Below are 17,849 nucleotides of genomic sequence, written 5' to 3' on the forward strand. Positions count from 1 at the left end.
CGTCACCGGCGCGGCGGTAGGGCGCATACGGCCACTGTGCGCCCCGTCATGCTCCCTTGCGCATACGGCGGTTGGGGCTCTGCGGGGGGCGGCGGGGGTCCGCGGGGGTCAGGACCAGCGGCCGGTGCGGCCGAGGAGCAGCGCCGCGGCCGCCGTACCGGCGGTGGAGGTGCGCAGCACGCTGCGGCCCAGGCGGTAGGCGCGGGCGCCGGACTGCTCGAAGAGGGCCAGCTCGTCGGGGGCGATGCCGCCCTCGGGGCCGACGACGAGCACGATGTCGCCGGTGGCGGGGAGTTCGGCGGTGGCGAGCGGTTCGGTGCCGCTCTCGTGCAGCACGGCGGCGAAACCGGCTTCGGCGAGAAGTGCGGCAACCTGCTTGGTGCTCGCCGCGTCGGCGACCTCGGGGAAGCGCACCCGGCGGGACTGCTTGCCGGCCTCGCGGGCGGTCGCCCGCCACTTGCCGAGGGACTTCAGTCCACGCTCGCCCTTCCACTGGGTGATGCAGCGGGCCGCCGCCCAGGGGACGATCCGGTCGACGCCGACCTCGGTCATGGTCTCCACGGCCAGCTCGCCCCTGTCGCCCTTGGGCAGCGCCTGCACCACGGTGATCGTGGGTGTCTCGGCGGGCTCCTGCCTGACCTCGCCCAGGCGCACCACGAGCCGGTCCTTGCCCTCGGCGGCCTCCACCTCGCCCTCGGCCCAGCGGCCGGCGCCGTCGGTGAGGACGACGGCCTCGCCGGGCCGCAGCCGCTTCACGGAGACGGCGTGCCGGCCCTCGGGGCCGTCCAGGACGAAGCTGCCGCCGCCGGGGTCATCGAAGCGGTCGACGACGAACACCGGCGCGGTCACAGGGCACCTCCCGCCGACAACGCTGTCCGGGCGGAGGCGAGTTCGGCGGCCAGCACCTCCACCAGCTGCCCGGCGGGCAGCTCCCGCGCCAGGCGGTGGCCCTGCCCCGCCCACAGCGCCATCCCCTGGGCGTCCCCCGTCTTGGCGGCGGCCTTGCGCAGCGGCGCGGTGAGGTGGTGGACGTCGGGGTAGGCGGCGGGCGCGTAGGGGCCGTGCTCGCGCAGGAAGCGGTTGACCAGTCCGCGGGCCGGGCGGCCGGAGAAGGCGCGGGTCAGCTCGGTGCGGACGAAGAGGGGGTTGGTGAGGGCCTGCTTGTGCAGGGCGTGGGCGCCGGACTCGTGGGTGGCGAGGAAGGCGGTGCCGAGCTGGGCGGCACTGGCGCCGGCGGCGAGCACGGCGGCTATCTGGCTGCCGCGCATGATGCCGCCGGCCGCGATGACCGGGAGGCTGACGGCCTCCCGCACCTGGGCGACCAGGGAGAGCAGTCCGACGCCGGCGCCGTCCGCCGCGGGGACGTCGCGGTGGGTGCCCTGGTGGCCGCCTGCCTCGATGCCCTGCGCGATCACCGCGTCCGCGCCGCAGCGCTCCACGGCCCGCGCCTCCTCGGCGGTGGTGGCGGTGACGAAGGTGAAGGTGCCGACGCGGTGCAGCGAGTCGATGACCTCCCGGGCCGGGACGCCGAAGTGGAAGGACACCACCGCTACCGGGTCGTCGAGGAGCACGGCGAGCTTGGCGTCGTAGCCGTCGTCGCGGCCGCTGTCCGGGTCGCCCAGCTCGGTCTCGTACCAGGTGGCCTCGCCGGCCAGCTGGTGGGCGTAGACGTCCACGGCGGCCGGGTCGGCGGTCTCCGGCTGGGGCAGGAAGAGGTTGACGCCGAAGGGGCGGCCGGTGAGTCCGCGCAGCTGCTTGATCTCCTGGTACATGCCGTCCGCGGTCTTGTACCCGGCGGCGAGGAAACCGAGCCCGCCCGCCTCGCAGACCGCGGCGGCGAGCTGCGGCACGGAGACGCCGCCCGCCATGGGGGCCTGCACGATCGGGTGCGGGAAAAGACCGGTCAGCGCGGAGGACATGCCCGCATGGTGCCATGTCCTCGGAACATCACCGAATCAGCCTTTCCTCTGGCATAAACCGCCGCTTGCCCGGACTCGGCCGGCGCACCCACGGGGCCTGCGGGCAGACACGGCAACGGGCCGGCACCGGGGCGCCGGCCCGTGCTGAACGCTCGTTCAGCGGCCGTTGAAGGCGTCCTTCAGCCGGGAGAACAGCCCCTGCTGGCCCGGCTGGAACTGCCCCTGCGGGCGCTCCTCGCCGCGCAGCTTGGCCAGTTCCCTCAGCAGCCGCTCCTGCTCCGGGTCGAGCTTGGTCGGCGTCTGCACCTCGACGTGCACGATGAGATCGCCCCGGCCGCCGCCGCGCAGATGCGTCACGCCCCGGCCGTGCAGCGGGATCGACTGGCCGGACTGGGTGCCGGGCCGGATGTCGACCTCCTCCATGCCGTCCAGCGTCTCCAGCGGCACCTTGGTGCCGAGCGCCGCCGCGGTCATCGGGATGGTGACCGTGCAGTGCAGGTCGTCGCCGCGCCGCTGGAAGGTGGGGTGCGGCAGTTCGTGGATCTCCACGTACAGGTCACCGGCGGGACCGCCGCCGGGCCCGACCTCGCCCTCACCGGCCAGCTGGATGCGGGTGCCGTTGTCCACACCGGCGGGGATCTTCACCGTCAGCGTGCGGCGCGAGCGGACCCGGCCGTCGCCCGCGCACTCGGGGCACGGGTTCGGGACGACCGTGCCGAAGCCCTGGCACTGCGGGCAGGGGCGCGAGGTCATGACCTGGCCGAGGAAGGACCGGGTGACCTGGGAGACCTCACCGCGGCCGCGGCACATGTCGCAGGTCTGCGCGCTGGTGCCCGGCGCGGCGCCCTCGCCGTTGCACGTGGTGCACACGACGGCCGTGTCCACCTGGATGTCCTTGGTCGTGCCGAACGCGGCCTCGTCCAGCTCGACGTCGATGCGGATCATCGCGTCCTGGCCCCGGCGGGTGCGCGAGCGCGGCCCGCGCTGCGACGCCGTGCCGAAGAACGCGTCCATGATGTCGGAGAAGTTCCCGAAGCCACCGGCACCGAAGCCGCCCGCGCCGCCGCCGGCGGACTGCGAGAGCGGGTCGCCGCCGAGGTCGTAGACCTGCTTCTTCTGCGGGTCCGACAGCACCTCGTAGGCGGCGTTGATCTCCTTGAACCGCTCCTGGGTCTTCGGGTCGGGGTTGACGTCCGGGTGCAGCTCGCGTGCGAGCCGCCGGAAGGCCTTCTTGATCTCTTCCTGCGACGCGTCGCGGCGCACGCCGAGTACGGCGTAGTAGTCCGTGGCCACTACGACTCCGCCAGGATCTGTCCGACGTACCGTGCCACTGCGCGTACCGCTCCCATCGTTCCGGGGTAGTCCATGCGGGTCGGTCCGACCACGCCGAGCTTGGCAACCGCCTCGCCGCCCGAACCGTAGCCCACCGACACGACGGACGTGGAGTTGAGTCCTTCATGGGCGTTCTCATGACCGATACGGACGGTCACGCCCGGATCCTTGGCCTCGCCGAGCAGCTTCAGGAGCACCACCTGCTCCTCCAGCGCCTCCAGGACGGGCCGGATCGTGAGGGGGAAGTCGTGGGCGAAGCGGGTGAGATTGGCGGTGCCGCCGATCATCAGCCGCTCCTCGTTCTCCTCGACGAGCGTCTCCAGCAGGGTGGACAGCACCGTGGAGACGGTGCCGCGGTCCTCGACCTCGAACGCCTCGGGGAGGTCCTCGACGAGGCTCGGCACATCGGTGAAGCGGCGGCCGGCGACCCGGCTGTTGAGCCGGGCGCGCAGATCCGCCAGCGACGTCTCACCGAAGGGCGCCGGGCAGTCGATCACGCGCTGCTCCACCCGTCCGGTGTCCGTGATCAGGACGAGCATCACCCGGGCCGGCGCGAGCGACAGCAGCTCCACGTGACGCACGGTGGACCGGGTCAGCGACGGGTACTGCACGATGGCGACCTGCCGGGTGAGCTGGGCCAGCAGCCGGACGGTGCGCGCCACCACGTCGTCGAGGTCGACGGCGCCCTCGAGGAAGTTCTGGATGGCCCGCCGCTCGGGCGGGCTCATCGGCTTGACGCCGGCGAGCTTGTCGACGAACAGCCGGTAGCCCTTGTCCGTGGGTATGCGCCCCGCGCTGGTGTGCGGCTGGGCGATGTATCCCTCTTCCTCCAGAGCCGCCATGTCGTTGCGCACGGTGGCCGGGGAGACGCCGAGATTGTGCCGCTCGGTGAGCGCCTTGGAGCCGACGGGCTCCTGGGTACCGACGTAGTCCTGGACGATGGCGCGCAACACCTGGAGCCTGCGTTCACTGAGCACGGCGCACCTCCAGAAGCCTTCCGCCCGGTCATGTCTCTGGCACTCTTCGCACGCGAGTGCCAGACTTCCCCGGCCCAGTGTACGGCCGGGAGGTATACCCCGGGCAAGGCCGGGCGGGCCCCGCTAGCGTCGCCGATATGACCGTGACTTGGGAAGAGTCGGGCTGGGAGCGGGTGGCGGCCGGGGTGGGGCGGTGCCGGCTGCCGGTGTGGGACTGCACGGCGGGCCTCGTGGCCGGCGCGGACGGGGTGCTGCTGATCGACGCGGGCTCGAGTCTCGCCGAGGGCGTGCGGTTGCGCACCGAGGCGCAGGCGCTCGCCGGTCACCGTGTGACGCATCTCGCGCTCACCCACCCCCACTTCGACCACGTCCTCGGCGCCGCCGCCTTCGCGGGTGCGGAGGTCTACGGCGCGGTCGGCCTGGACGCGGCCCTGGCGCACGGCCGCGGCGAGCTGCGCGCGGACGCGGTGCGCCACGGTCTTGACCCGCGGGCGGCGGAGGAGGCCGTGGACGCGCTGATCCGCCCCCGGCACCTGGTGAGCGGCGAGTGGACCCTGGACCTGGGCGGCGGCCGGCAGGTGCTGCTGGCGAACGTGGGCCCCGGCCACACCGCCCACGATCTGGTGGTCCTGGTGCCCGGCGAACCCGAAGTGGTCTTCTGCGGCGACCTGGTGGAGGAGTCGGGCGAGCCCCAGGCCGGGCCCGACGCGGCGCCGTCCCACTGGCCGGCCGCGCTGGACCGCCTGCTGGAGCTGGGCGGCGAGGACGCGGCGTACGTCCCCGGTCACGGGGCGGTGGTGGACGCGGCCTTCGTACGGGCCCAACGCGAGGCGCTGGCGGCGAGGTTCGGCGTGTCGTGATGATCACGGCGCCCCGGCTCCTCGTATCGTCATCAGAATGCGCCAGTACTCCGCCGATCTGACCCCTCCGTGGAAGAAGCCGCAGCCGGCCCCCGAGGTGCCCGCCGACCCCGGCCTGGTGGTCGAGGAGCCCGCCACCGGCTTCTGCGGCGCGGTGATCCGCTGCGAGGCCGGCACCGTGACCCTGGAGGACCGCTTCGGCAAGCACCGGGTCTTCCCGCTCCAGCCGCGCGGCTTCCTCCTGGAGGGCCGCGTGGTCACCCTGGTCAGGCCCTCCGCCGCCGCGCCGGTGCGCCCCGCCCGCACCGCCTCCGGCTCGGTGGCCGTCCCCGGTGCGCGGGCGCGCGTGGCCCGCGCCGGGCGCATCTATGTCGAGGGCCGTCACGACGCCGAACTGGTCGAGAAGGTCTGGGGCGACGACCTGCGCATCGAGGGCGTGGTCGTGGAGTACCTGGAGGGCGTGGACGACCTCCCCTCGGTCGTGGCGGAGTTCTCCCCCGGCCCGGACGCCAGGCTGGGCGTCCTGGTGGACCACCTGGTGCCGGGCTCGAAGGAGTGGCGCATCGCGGAGTCGGTCACCGGTGAGCACGCCCTGGTGGTCGGCCACCCGTACATCGACATCTGGGAGGCGGTGAAGCCGTCGGCCCTGGGCATCGAGGCGTGGCCGCGCGTGGCACGGGGCGAGGACTGGAAGACGGGCGTGTGCCGGGCGCTGGGCTGGCCGGAGAACACCGGGGCGGCCTGGCAGCACATCCTGTCCCGGGTGCGCTCCTACAAGGACCTGGAGCCGGCGCTGCTGGGCAGGGTCGAGGAGCTGATCGACTTCGTGACGACGTAGGGGCCGGGGGATTCGTGACGACCTGGGCGCCGACGGGGTCGGTCCCCTTCAGCCGCCCGCTCAGTCCACCAGGTGAGCCGTCCGCTCAGTCCACCAGGTGAGCCGTCCGCTCAGTCCACCAGGTCCCGTACCACCGCGTCGGCCAGCAGCCGCCCGCGCAGGGTGAGCGCGGCCCGCCCCTCCTGGTACGGCTGCTCCTGCAGCAGCCCCTCGGACAGGGCCCTGCGGGCCGCCGCGAGGCCCTGCTCGCGCAGCAGGGAGAGCGGCACGCCCTCCCTGAGCCTCAGCTCCAGCAGGATGCGCTCCACCCGCCGGTCCTCCTCCGTGAGCACCTCGCGCCCCGCTCCCGGCGACCTGCCCTCCGCGAGCGCCGCCGCGTAGGCCCCCGGATGCTTCACGTTCCACCACCGCACGCCCCCCACGTGCGAGTGCGCTCCCGGCCCGGCGCCCCACCAGTCGGCGCCCCGCCAGTACAGCTCGTTGTGCAGGCACCGGCCCGCTTCCGAGGTGGCCCAGTTCGACACCTCGTACCACTCGAACCCGGCGCCCGAGAGCACCTCCTCGGCGATCAGGTACCGGTCCGCGTGCACGTCGTCGTCCGTCATCGGCACCTCGCCCCGACGGATGCGCCGCGCCAGCTGAGTGCCCTCCTCCACGATCAGGGCGTACGCGGAGACGTGGTCGGGTCCGGCGCCGAGTGCCGCGTCCAGCGAGGCCCGCCAGTCGTCGTCGCTCTCCCCCGGCGTGCCGTAGATCAGGTCCAGGTTGATGTGCTCGAAGCCGGCCGCCCGGGCCTCGGCGACGCACGCCTCGGGCCGCCCCGGCGTATGCGTGCGGTCCAGCACCTTCAGCACATGCGGCCGGGCGCTCTGCATGCCGAAGGAGATCCGGTTGAAGCCGCCCTCGCGGAGCGTGGCGAGATACGCCGGGTCCACCGACTCGGGGTTGGCCTCCGTGGTCACCTCGGCGTCCTCGGCCAGCCCGAACTCGTCCCGGATCACACCGAGCATCCGTACGAGATCACCGGCGGCCAGCAGGGTGGGGGTGCCTCCGCCGACGAACACCGTGCGCACCGGCCGCGGGTCGTCCCCGAGCACCTTGCGGGCCAGCCGGATCTCCTCGGCGAGCGTGTCGGCGTAGTTGTCCCGGGAGGCCAGGACGCCGCCGCTGCCGCGCAGCTCGGTCGCGGTGTAGGTGTTGAAGTCGCAGTAGCCGCAGCGGGTCGCGCAGTACGGGACGTGCAGATAGAAGCCGAGGGGGCGGTCGGCGGCGCCGGCGAGCGCGGACGCGGGGAGCGCACCGTCGGCGGGGACGGGCTCGCCGTCGGGGAGTGCGGAAGGCATGTGCTCCATTGTCCCGCACCGGGCCGGCACCCCCCTGTCCTGCCTGTCCCGCCCCTGGTCTGTGACTCCGCCGCGTCTCACTCCGCCTGGAGCACCAGCAGGGCGAGGTCGTCCGTGGGCGGCCTGGCCCCGAACTCGTGCACCAGCCGGGTGATCCGTTCCGCTATCAGCTCGGCGTCCAGGCCGGCGCAGCCCGCCAGCGCGGTGGCGAGGCCGTCGCCGTCGTCGAACTGGCGGGAACCGGAGCGCCGCTCGGTGACGCCGTCGGTGACGCAGAGCAGGCTGTCGCCGGGGCGCAGCTCGAAGCTGTCGCTGGTGTAGGCGGCGTCCTCGACGACCCCGAGCAGGGTCTGCGGCTGGGCGACGGTGTGCACGGTGCCGTCGGGGGCGAGCAGCAGCGGCAGGGGGTGCCCGGCGGAGGCGAGGGTGCAGCGGACGCCGCCCTCGAAGGGCACCAGCTCGCCGTAGAGCAGGGACAGGAAGCGGGTCTGGGGCCCGTCGCCGGGTGCGGTGGGCCGGGCCCCGGCCGCCACCAGCGCGCGGGCGGCCGCGTCCGCCGCCTCGGTGGCGTCGTCGAGGAGGAGCTGGTTGAGGCGGTCGAGGACGTCGGCCACCCGGTAGCCCTCGCGGGCGAGCAGCCGCAGCCAGGGCCGGGCCAGCCCGATCACCACGGCCGCCTCCGGGCCCTTGCCCTGGACGTCGCCGAGGGCGAAGCACCAGCGGCCCTGCCCGGCCGGGAACAGGTCGTAGAAGTCCCCGCTGGGCCCGCCCTTGTCGCAGGGCTCGTAGACGAGGGCGGAGCGGACCCCGGGGATCTCGGCGACGGCGCCGGGCAGCAGCCCGCGCTGGAGCACGGCGCTGATGGTGGCCTGCCGGGCGTACTGCCGTGCGGCCCCGATGGCGAGCGCGACCCGGCGGCTGAGATCCTCCACCAGGCCGGTGATCTCGTCCGGGAACCGCGCGATCCCGCCCCGCCCGATCACCAGCGTCCCCAGCGGCCGCCCTCCCGCCACCAGCCGGTAGGCCAGGGCGACTCCGGGCGCGCCGGAGCCGTCCCCCGCGTCCGGTGCGTCCGACGCGTACGCCGCGTCCGCCGTCTCGAGCGCCTTCTCGGGCCACGGATACGGACGCGGACCGGTGTCCGGGGGATCCGAGGGTTCCGGAGGATTCTGCTGGAGGGCGTCGCGCAGCTCCTCGATGCGGTGCTCGCTGGCGTGCCAGACGCGGGCGAGGCGGGCGCCGCCGCTCCAGGCGGTGGTGCTCCAGGCGCCGTGTCCGCCGGCCTCGTCCTCCAGCCAGACCGCGCACCAGTCCGCAAGCCGCGGCACGATCAGCTGCCCGGTGAGCGCGGCCACCAGGTCCTCGTCGAGCTGCCCGGCGAGCAGATCGGAAGCCTCGGCGAGGAAGGACAGCGCGCCCCGCCCCAGCCAGGCCCCGTCCCTCCGGGCCCTCCCCTCCAGCCAGTCGTCCCCGAAGAGCACACCCTTGGAGGCCCCGGCCCAGTCCTCCGCCCCTTCCGCATCCGGCGCCTCCAGCCGCTCCCCCGTGCCTCCCGCACCCTCCTGCACCGCACCGGAGTCCCACTCGGACCCGACGGCGGCCAGCCCGCTCCCGCCCGGCGCGGACACGAGGAGGTGAGCCGCCTCCCCGGTGTACGTCCCGCTCTCCTCGGCCGGGGTGCGGCCCCCGGCGGGGAGGCGGGCCCAGACCGTCTTGGCCTCCGGGCGGTAGGTGATCCCCCAGGCGTCGGAGAGCGCGGCCACCAGGCGCAGCCCGCGGCCGACCTCGCCCGGCTCCTGCGCCGCCGCGAGCGCCGGTGCGCCCTCGCGCGGGGCGCGGGCGGGGTGCTGGTCGGTGACCTCGACCACCAGTGCGCCGGTGTCGCCCTCCAGCCGGCAGGTCAGCTCGACATCCGTGCCGGCGTGCACCACGGCGTTGGTGACGAGCTCGCTGGCGACCAGGGTGGCGTCCTCGGCGGCCCGCGGGTTCAGGTGTTCGGTCCCGGGCAGGCGCCGTTCGGTCCACTCGGCGAGCGCGGCCCGTACCAGTGCGCGCGCGGAGCCCGGCGCGAGGGAGCTTCCGGACAGGGTGGCGTGCGCCCGCGCGCACTCCGATACCTCGGCAGTACGCGAGGCGGTCTCCCGTTGCGTCGGAATGGCCCCCATGGGCAGCTCCCCGGGCAGGTCGTACGAATGCACCTCGATCGCTGCCGACAGGGTGACAGACCGGCCCCGCCCATAAGCACCGAGTTACCGAAGTGGCCCGCCAACCGTGGGAACCCCACCCCCCAAGCGCTCAAGAACCGCCCCACAACCGGTCGTTTTCGTGCACCCGCGCACATGCGGAAACCGCCCCCGCCACCGGGCACCTCCCTGCGCCCACGCGCGCCCGGTCCGGCCGCGGAAACACCACGGCCCCGGAGGGACGTCACCAGGACGTCGGTCTCCGGGGCCGGGGTGGGTGGGGGTCAGGCCTCGCGGGTGCCCTCGTACATCTCCTCGATGAGGTGCTTGTACTCGCGCTCCACGACCGGGCGCTTGAGCTTCAGGCTCGGGGTGATCTCGCCGTGCTCGACGTCGAGGTCGCGCGGCAGGAGGCGGAACTTCTTGATGGTCTGCCAGCGCTGCAGGTTCTGGTTGAGCTTGTCGACGTAGCCCTGGACCATCTCGACGGTGGCCGGGGCGGCCACGATCTCCGCGTAGGGCTTGCCGCCCAGGCCGTTCTCCGCGGCCCAGCCCTGGAGGGCGGCCTCGTCGAGGGCGATCAGGGCGGTGCAGTAGTTCCGGTCGGCGCCGTGCACCAGGATGTTGGAGACGTAGGGGCAGACCGCCTTGAACTGGCCCTCGACCTCGGCGGGGGCGACGTACTTGCCGCCGGAGGTCTTGATGAGGTCCTTCTTGCGGTCGGTGATGCGCAGATAGCCGTCGGGCGACAGCTCGCCGATGTCGCCGGTGTGCAGCCAGCCGTCGGGCTCCAGGACCTCGGCGGTCTTGTCGGGCAGGTTGTGGTAGCCCTCCATGATGCCGGGGCCGCGCAGCAGGATCTCGCCGTCGTCCGCGATGCGCACCTCGGTGCCGGGCAGCGGCTTGCCGACCGTGCCGGTGCGGTAGGCCTCGCCCGGGTTGACGAAGGAGGCCGCGGAGGACTCGGTGAGGCCGTAGCCCTCCAGGATGTGGATGCCGGCGCCGGAGAAGAAGTAGCCGATCTCCGGGGCGAGGGCCGCCGAGCCGGAGACGCAGGCGCGCAGCCGGCCGCCGAAGGCCTCGCGGATCTTGGCGTAGACGAGCTTGTCGGCGAGGGCGTGCTTGATCTTCAGCCCGGTGGGCGCGGAGGCCGTGCCGGTGCGGCGGAAGTTGTCCTGGGTGATCTGCGCGTACTCGCGGGCCACCCCGGCGGCCCACTGGAAGATCTTGTACTTGGCGGGGCCGCCGGCCTTCGCCTTGGCGGCGACGCCGTTGTAGACCTTCTCGAAGATGCGCGGCACGGCCGCCATGTAGGTCGGCTGGACCACCGGGAGGTTCTCGACGATCTTGTCGACCCGGCCGTCGACGGCGGTGACGTGGCCGACCTCGATCTGGCCGGAGGTGAGGACCTTACCGAAGACGTGGGCGAGCGGCAGCCACAGGTACTGGACGTCGTCGCTGTGGACCAGGCCGGTCGCGGCGATCGCCTTGGCCATGTAGGCCCAGTTGTCGTGGGGCAGGCGCACGCCCTTGGGGCGGCCGGTGGTGCCGGAGGTGTAGATCAGGGTGGCGAGCTGGTCCTTGGTGATCGCGGAGACCCGCTCCTTGATCAGCTCGGCGCCCTTCTCCAGGCGGGCCGCGCCGCGGTTCTCCAGATCGGCGAGGGTGATCACCCAGTCGTCGGTCTGCACGCCGGCCGGGTCGATGACCACGACCCGGGTCAGCTCGGGCAGCTCGGCCCGCTTCTCGACCGCCTTGGCGACCTGCTCGGCGTTCTCCGCGATGAGCACCTTGCTGCCGGAGTCGGCCAGGATGTACGCCGACTCCTCGGCGTTGGTCTGCGGGTAGATCGTGGTGGTGGCGGCGCCCGCACAGAGGATGCCGAGGTCGGCGAGGATCCATTCGACCCGGGTGGCCGAGGCCAGCGCGACGCGCTCCTCGGGACGCACACCGAGCTCGATCAGACCCGCCGCGATGGCGTTCACCCGCTGGGCGGCCTGGGCCCAGGTCAGGGACTTCCACTCGTCCGGCCCCTGGCCGGAGGCCGACGGGACGGGATAGCGGTATGCCTCGGCGTCCGGTGTGGCCGCCACGCGCTCCAGGAAGAGGGCCGCCACGGACGGCGGACGGTTCTCGATCAAGGTCTGTGCGTCGCTCACGACATCCTCCGGGGCCCGCGACAGTGCGGCTGGCTCATTGCGGCTATTGCGGCTGATTACACGCGCGATTCGTTGTTTAACTCGCGAGTAACTACGAGCAGGGACAGACTAAAGGCCGACCGGCCCCCGCGTAAGGGTTTGCGGCCTGTCGCTTCGCACAGAGAGCTACCCCGTGGACGCGAAGGGGTCCGCCCCACTTTCGTGCGGCGGACCCCATTTCGCCTGCTTTGCCCGTGACCCTCGGTCGGCTTCCGGTTACTTCTTGCCCTTGCCTGTGCCCGCGCTGTCGTCGCTGGACAGAACAGCGATGAAGGCCTCCTGCGGAACCTCCACGGAACCCACCATCTTCATCCGCTTCTTGCCTTCCTTCTGCTTCTCCAGCAGCTTCCGCTTACGGGAGATGTCACCGCCGTAGCACTTGGCGAGAACATCCTTGCGGATGGCGCGAATGGTCTCCCGGGCGATGACCCGCGAGCCGATGGCGGCCTGCACCGGCACCTCGAAGTTCTGCCGCGGGATCAGCTCCTTGAGCTTGGCGACCAGCCGCACGCCGTACGCGTACGCCTGGTCCTTGTGGGTGATCGCCGAGAAGGCGTCCACCTTGTCGCCGTGCAGCAGGATGTCGACCTTGACCAGGGAGCTGCTCTGCTCGCCGGTGGGCTCGTAGTCGAGGGAGGCGTAGCCGCGCGTCTTGGACTTCAGCTGGTCGAAGAAGTCGAAGACGATCTCCGCCAGCGGCAGGGTGTAGCGGATCTCGACCCGGTCCTCGGAGAGGTAGTCCATGCCGAGCAGCGTGCCGCGGCGTGCCTGGCACAGCTCCATGATCGCGCCGATGAACTCCGAGGGCGCCAGGATGGTGGCCCGCACCACCGGCTCGTACACCTCGTGGATCTTGCCCTCGGGGAACTCGCTCGGGTTGGTGACGGTGTGCTCGGTGCCGTCCTCCATGATCACGCGGTAGACCACGTTGGGCGCGGTGGCGATCAGCTCCAGGCCGAACTCGCGCTCCAGCCGCTCCCGGATCACGTCCAGGTGCAGCAGGCCGAGAAAGCCGACGCGGAAGCCGAATCCGAGCGCGGCGGAGGTCTCCGGCTCGTAGACCAGGGCGGCGTCGTTGAGCTGGAGCTTGTCCAGCGCCTCGCGCAGCTCCGGGTAGTCCGAGCCGTCCAGCGGATACAGGCCGGAGAACACCATCGGCTTGGGGTCCTTGTAGCCGCCCAGCGGCTCCTCGGCACCCTTCTGCTGGGTGGTGACGGTGTCGCCGACCTTGGACTGGCGGACGTCCTTCACACCGGTGATCAGATAGCCCACCTCGCCGACGCCGAGGCCGTCGGCCGGCATCATCTCCGGGGAGTTGGTGCCGATCTCCAGCAGCTCGTGGGTGGCGCCGGTGGACATCATCCGGATCCGGTCACGCTTGTTGAGCTGGCCGTCGACGACCCGGACGTACGTCACCACGCCGCGGTAGGAGTCGTACACCGAGTCGAAGATCATCGCGCGGGCCGGGGCGTCCTTGACGCCGACCGGCGCGGGGATGTCCTCGACCACCTTGTCCAGCAGCGCCTCGACGCCGAGGCCGGTCTTCGCGGAGACCTTCAGCACGTCGTCGGGCTCGCAGCCGACCAGGTTGGCGAGCTCCTCGGCGAACTTCTCGGGCTGCGCGGCCGGCAGGTCGATCTTGTTCAGCACCGGGATGATCGTGAGGTCGTTCTCCATCGCCAGGTACAGGTTGGCGAGGGTCTGCGCCTCGATGCCCTGGGCGGCGTCGACGAGGAGGATGGTCCCCTCGCACGCGGCGAGCGACCTGGACACCTCATAGGTGAAGTCGACGTGCCCCGGGGTGTCGATCATGTTGAGGATGTGCGTGTTGCCCTTGTCGTGGGTCGGTGCCCACGGCAACCGCACGGCCTGGGACTTGATCGTGATGCCGCGCTCGCGCTCGATGTCCATGCGGTCGAGGTACTGAGCGCGCATCTGCCGCTGCTCGACCACCCCGGTCAGCTGGAGCATCCGGTCGGCGAGCGTGGACTTGCCGTGGTCGATGTGCGCGATGATGCAGAAGTTGCGGATCAGAGCCGGGTCGGTACGGCTCGGTTCGGGCACATGGTTAGGGGTCGCGGGCACGCAGGGTCCTGTCTCTTGAGGCGCCTTATGCCTCGGGTCGGATCGATACGTAGTCTCCATGGTCCCACGGGTGGGGAGCGGCGACCGGTTTGGGCCGGGCAAAGAGCCGCTGGTAGTCTAGGGCGCTGTGTCTCATGCCCTCTCGCACGAGACACTCCCGAAGGCTCAGGTACCACCTGAGGCAACTCAGAACAACTCTGAAAAGGCTCATTCGTGGCGAACATCAAGTCCCAGATCAAGCGGAACAAGACCAACGAGAAGGCCCGGCTTCGCAACAAGGCCGTCAAGTCCTCTCTGAAGACCGCGATCCGCAAGACTCGCGAGGCCGTTGCCGCGGGTGACGTCGAGAAGGCCGTCGAGCTCCAGCGCGCTGCCGCGCGTCAGCTCGACAAGGCTGCCTCCAAGGGCGTCATTCACAAGAACCAGGCCGCCAACAAGAAGTCGGCCCTGGCTCAGAAGGTCGCGGCCCTCAAGGGCTGACCGGCTCCCGAAGCCGGTCGATCTGCTGATCTGATCGCCGGAAGGACCCGGGCGGGCCCTCTCTCATCCGCCCCCGACCGGCACACCGAGTTCGTACGCGGCCTGCGTTCGCCACGCGGGTACGAGCTCATCAGCTGTGAACGAGGACCCCGTCCGCTCACCCCTCCCCAGGGTGACGGACGGGGTCCTCGGTGTTCACGGGGTCCCCGGTGTTCACGGGGTCCTCGGTGCTGCAGGACCGGACGACAGGACCGGAAGCCGTCACGGCCTCTCAGGCCCAGAAGTCGTTCGCCGCGTCGAGGTCGGCGACGCACTCGTCGAGGTCGGTGATCTTGTCGCCGACGATCCGGAAGACGATGCCGCCGTCCTCGTCCAGGTGCTTGCCCTGCCGGTCCCCCATCGCGTGGTGCACGGACATCGCGTGCCCCCGGCCGTCCACGAAGATCTGGCCCAGCTCGACACGGAAGGTCCCTCCGGTCTCCTCACCGAGCCGGCGGTACATGTCGAGGATCGCGTCCCGTCCCTTGTAGTCACCCGAGATGATCCCGCTGCCGGGAACATGGTGGGTTGCGTCCGACGACAACAGGTCGCGCAAGGCCTCCAGGTCCCCCTCGATGAACGCTCCGTATCCCTTGCGTACGAGCATTGCGTGCGGATGTTCAGCCATGGCGCTCGCCACCTTCCCGTATACCGGCGACCCGAGGCTGACACTCTCGATTCTCCTCCTCCGGGGAGGGGAGGCGACTCGATCACCCGGTGCGGACGGCTCCCGCTGGTGCGCCCGTTGACACGCCCTTACGCCCGGCCCCTCGACCGCGCCGCGCGGGCGATCGTGACGACCGCCTTCTCCAGCGCGTACTCCGGGTCGTCGCTGCCGCCCTTCACCCCCGCGTCCGCCTCGGCGACCGCGCGCAGCGCCACGGCCACCCCGTCCGGCGTCCAGCCCCGCATCTGCTGCCGCACCCGGTCGATCTTCCACGGCGGCATGCCCAGCTCGCGGGCCAGATCGCCGGGTCTGCCGCCGCGCGCCGACTGCAGCTTCCCGATGGCCCGCACGCCCTGCGCCAGCGCGCTGGTGATCAGCACCGGCGCGACCCCGGTCGCCAGCGACCAGCGCAACGCCTCCAGCGCCTCGGCGGCCCGCCCCTCGACCGCCCGGTCGGCGACCGTGAAGCTCGACGCCTCGGCGCGGCCGGTGTAGTACCGGCCGACGATCGCCTCGTCGATGGTGCCCTCGACGTCCGCGACCAGCTGGGACACCGCCGAGGCCAGCTCCCGCAGATCACTGCCCACGGCGTCGACCAGCGCCTGGCACGCCTCCGGCGTCGCCGACCGGCCCGCGGCGCGGAACTCGCCGCGCACGAACGCCAGCCGGTCCGCCGGCTTGGTCATCTTGGGGCAGGCCACCTCGCGGGCGCCCGCCTTGCGCGCGGCGTCCAGCAGGCCCTTGCCCTTGGCCCCGCCGGCGTGCAGCAGCACCAGCGTGATCTCCTCGGCGGGCGCGGCGAGATACGCCTTGACGTCCTTGACGGTGTCCGCGGACAGGTCCTGCGCGTTGCGCACGACCACGACCTTGCGCTCCGCGAAGAGCGAGGGACTGGTCAGCTCGGCGAGAGTGCCCGGCTGGAGCTGGTCCGGGGTCAGGTCACGGACGTCCGTGTCGGCGTCGGAGGCCTTCGCCGCGGCGACGACCTCCTGCACGGCACGGTCGAGCAGCAGCTCCTCCTGGCCGACGGCGAGCGTCACCGGAGCGAGGGGATCGTCTTGAGCAGCTTTCCTGGCCATCGCGACAAGGATGACACGGGGCACTGACAGGGCGGGGCGGCACGGGTTGCCGTCCCGGCGGGGGCGGGTGCCGTCCCGGCGGGCGCGGGTTGCCGTCCCGGCGGGCGCGGGTTGCCGTCCCGGCGGGGGCGGGTGCCGTCCCGGCGGGGGCGGGCCATCGTCCCGGCGGGGGCGGGGTGCCGTCCCGGCGGGGGCGGGTGCCGTCCCGGCGGGCGCGGGTTGCCGTCCCGGCGGGGGCGGGCCATCGTCCCGGCGGGGGCGGGGTGCCGTCCCGGCGGGGGCGGGCCATCGTCCCGGCGGGGGCGGGGTGCCGTCCCGGCGGGGGCGGGTTGCCGTCCCGGCGGGGGCGGGTTGCCGTCCCGGCGGGGGCGGGCCATCGTCCAGGCGGGGGCGGGTTGCCGTCCCGGCGGGGGCGGGTTGCCGTCCCGGCGGGGGCGGGTTGCCGTCCAGGCGGGGGCGGGTTGCCGTCCCGGCGGGGGCGGGGTGTGCCTCTCCGGGGAGGGCGGGCTGGAGACCGACCGGCGGGGCGGGCCGTGTCCGGGCGGGGGCGCGGGTGCCTGTCCGGGGGGCGGGTTGGAGACCGACCGGCGGCCGGCCGGTGGCCGGCCGGTGGCCGACCGGTGGCTACGGCTCCTCGCGCCAGCCGTCCCACTCCGCCGCGAAGCGGTCCAGCTCCTCGGGGTCGAGGCGTTCGTCCTCGTCCCGCAGGGGCACCAGCCACTGGGCGTCCTCCGCGTCGTCCTCGCCGGCCAGGGCGTCGCGGACGATCCGCACCTCCTCATTCACTCCGAACCTCTCGGCCAGTGCCTCGACGGCCTCCTCCGCGGCGTCCCGGTCCGGCAGCACCAGTACATGTCGCACATCACTCACGACACTCATTCTCGGGTCCGCCGCGACATCCCCGGTCCGCACGTCCCGGTCACCCGGGACGCCGGCTCACGGCTCGCGCACCTCCCGCACCTCGGGCACCCGGTCGAGCCGGATGCCGAAACGGTCCCGGTAGGCGGTCAGCACCTCCTCGTCCGTGTCCAGTTGCCGCTCCTCGCGCTCGCCGTCGCCCGCGCCGGTCAGGACGAGCCTGCGGCCGCTGAGGGTGACCCGGCCGCCGTCCTCGGTGACCCGTGAGCAGACCAGGGACTGACGGAAGTGGGAGCGGGGCGAGGTGCTGTGCCACCAGGCCCCTGACACGAAGTCACCGAGCACCCTCGGGCGGCGCTCCAGCCGGTACGCCGGCTTGCCGTTGCGCAGCACGTCCAGGTCCCCGGTTCCGTCGGGGTCGCCTCCGCCCCGCACCCCGGCCGCGTCGGGCCCGGCCTCGGCGATCCGGAACGTGCCTCCGGGGTCCTTCTGGTCGCCCCGCTCCCCCAGGGCCAGCGGGAAGTGGCTGTTGGCGCCGAAGCCCACGTCGGTCAGCCAGTCGCCGCCGTCCACCGTCCGCACCCGCAGCGCGAGATGGTCGTACGGGATGCCCAGCCGGCCTCCCTCCCCGTAGACCCGCGCCGCGAGCAGGGTGACGTCGTAGCCCAGCGCGGTGAGCAACGCCCCGAAGGCACCGTTGAGTTCGTAGCAGAAGCCGCCCCGCCGCGCGCCCACGACCTTGTCCAGCAGCGGCTTCTCCTCGAGCACGATCTCCTCCCCGAGGTGGATGGAGAGGTTCTCGAACGGCACGGTCTGCAGATGCCGCAGGTGCAGCGTGCGCAGGGCGTCGTCGGTGGGCCGGGCGGGACGCTCGACGCCCAGCCGGCCGAGATAGGCCTCGATCTCTTCGGAGTTCATGCGATCAGTCTCCCGTCCATGTGTTCAGTCTCCCTCCGGTGCCTTCAGTCCAGTGCGTGCAGCTTGGTGCGTT

At 72.6% G+C, this 17,849-nt stretch carries 15 protein-coding genes; 3 read left to right on the forward strand and 12 right to left on the reverse strand.

Annotated elements, in window-relative coordinates; genetic code table 11:
* Positions 1-108 precede the first annotated feature (108 nt).
* The 4 genes from ABD207_RS22585 to hrcA all read right to left on the reverse strand — a co-directional run bounded on the left by ABD207_RS22585 (position 109) and on the right by hrcA (position 4,228).
* The gene (locus ABD207_RS22585) at positions 109-849 is read right to left on the reverse strand and encodes a 16S rRNA (uracil(1498)-N(3))-methyltransferase (RefSeq protein WP_344014927.1); all 741 of its coding nucleotides are present in this window, start codon (positions 847-849) and stop codon (positions 109-111) included.
* Positions 846-1,919, reverse strand: coding sequence for a nitronate monooxygenase (locus ABD207_RS22590; RefSeq protein WP_344014928.1), 1,074 nt, complete (start codon positions 1,917-1,919; stop codon positions 846-848). Before ABD207_RS22590 ends, ABD207_RS22585 begins: the two co-directional genes overlap by 4 nt.
* A 156-nt stretch (positions 1,920-2,075) precedes the next feature.
* A complete protein-coding gene (gene dnaJ / locus ABD207_RS22595) occupies positions 2,076-3,212 on the reverse strand; it encodes a molecular chaperone DnaJ (protein ID WP_344014929.1) in 1,137 nt (378 codons plus the stop codon).
* Positions 3,212-4,228 (reverse strand): heat-inducible transcriptional repressor HrcA, encoded by a 1,017-nt coding sequence (hrcA, locus tag ABD207_RS22600; RefSeq protein WP_344014930.1) that lies wholly within the window; start codon positions 4,226-4,228, stop codon positions 3,212-3,214. The genes dnaJ and hrcA overlap by 1 nt, the downstream gene beginning before the upstream one ends.
* A gap of 137 nt (positions 4,229-4,365) precedes the next feature.
* Here hrcA and ABD207_RS22605 point away from each other — a divergent pair, with 137 nt between their 5' ends.
* Both ABD207_RS22605 and ABD207_RS22610 read left to right on the forward strand, forming a co-directional pair.
* A complete protein-coding gene (locus ABD207_RS22605; RefSeq protein WP_344014931.1) occupies positions 4,366-5,088 on the forward strand; it encodes an MBL fold metallo-hydrolase in 723 nt (240 codons plus the stop codon).
* Between the two features lie 37 nt (positions 5,089-5,125).
* Positions 5,126-5,926 carry a DUF3097 domain-containing protein gene (locus ABD207_RS22610; protein ID WP_344014932.1) on the forward strand — a complete coding sequence of 267 codons (801 nt, stop codon included), beginning with the start codon at positions 5,126-5,128 and terminating at the stop codon, positions 5,924-5,926.
* A 110-nt stretch (positions 5,927-6,036) separates the two neighbouring features.
* On the opposite strand, the gene hemW is transcribed toward ABD207_RS22610, so the two are convergent.
* The 4 genes from hemW to lepA all read right to left on the reverse strand — a co-directional run bounded on the left by hemW (position 6,037) and on the right by lepA (position 13,735).
* Complete coding sequence (gene hemW / locus ABD207_RS22615; RefSeq protein WP_344014933.1) at positions 6,037-7,269, reverse strand: radical SAM family heme chaperone HemW; 1,233 nt, start codon at positions 7,267-7,269, stop codon at positions 6,037-6,039.
* 77 nt (positions 7,270-7,346) lie between these two features.
* Positions 7,347-9,434 carry a SpoIIE family protein phosphatase gene (locus ABD207_RS22620; RefSeq protein ID WP_344014934.1) on the reverse strand — a complete coding sequence of 696 codons (2,088 nt, stop codon included), beginning with the start codon at positions 9,432-9,434 and terminating at the stop codon, positions 7,347-7,349.
* Positions 9,435-9,736: 302 nt separating this feature from the next.
* Entirely contained in the window at positions 9,737-11,611 is a 1,875-nt protein-coding gene (locus ABD207_RS22625; protein ID WP_344014935.1) for an AMP-dependent synthetase/ligase, read from the reverse strand.
* Positions 11,612-11,866: 255 nt separating this feature from the next.
* Positions 11,867-13,735: a translation elongation factor 4 gene (lepA, locus tag ABD207_RS22630; protein WP_344014936.1), complete on the reverse strand. Its 1,869-nt coding sequence runs from the start codon at positions 13,733-13,735 to the stop codon at positions 11,867-11,869.
* 213 nt (positions 13,736-13,948) lie between these two features.
* Here lepA and rpsT point away from each other — a divergent pair, with 213 nt between their 5' ends.
* On the forward strand, positions 13,949-14,215 hold the full coding sequence (rpsT, locus tag ABD207_RS22635; protein ID WP_344014937.1) for a 30S ribosomal protein S20: 267 nt from the start codon (positions 13,949-13,951) through the stop codon (positions 14,213-14,215).
* Between the two features lie 271 nt (positions 14,216-14,486).
* On the opposite strand, the gene ABD207_RS22640 is transcribed toward rpsT, so the two are convergent.
* The 4 genes from ABD207_RS22640 to ABD207_RS22655 all read right to left on the reverse strand — a co-directional run bounded on the left by ABD207_RS22640 (position 14,487) and on the right by ABD207_RS22655 (position 17,776).
* Positions 14,487-14,882, reverse strand: coding sequence for a nuclear transport factor 2 family protein (locus ABD207_RS22640; RefSeq protein WP_344014938.1), 396 nt, complete (start codon positions 14,880-14,882; stop codon positions 14,487-14,489).
* A 128-nt stretch (positions 14,883-15,010) separates the two neighbouring features.
* A complete protein-coding gene (gene holA, locus ABD207_RS22645; RefSeq protein ID WP_344014939.1) occupies positions 15,011-16,000 on the reverse strand; it encodes a DNA polymerase III subunit delta in 990 nt (329 codons plus the stop codon).
* Positions 16,001-16,624: 624 nt separating this feature from the next.
* Positions 16,625-16,870 carry a hypothetical protein gene (locus ABD207_RS22650; RefSeq protein ID WP_344014940.1) on the reverse strand — a complete coding sequence of 82 codons (246 nt, stop codon included), beginning with the start codon at positions 16,868-16,870 and terminating at the stop codon, positions 16,625-16,627.
* Positions 16,871-16,936: 66 nt separating this feature from the next.
* Entirely contained in the window at positions 16,937-17,776 is an 840-nt protein-coding gene (locus ABD207_RS22655; protein ID WP_344014941.1) for an arylamine N-acetyltransferase family protein, read from the reverse strand.
* Positions 17,777-17,849: the final 73 nt, after the last annotated feature.

Origin of the sequence: Streptomyces thermospinosisporus (genome assembly GCF_039526425.1) — a bacterium.
Classification (GTDB): Bacteria; Actinomycetota; Actinomycetes; order Streptomycetales; family Streptomycetaceae; genus Streptomyces; species Streptomyces thermocarboxydovorans.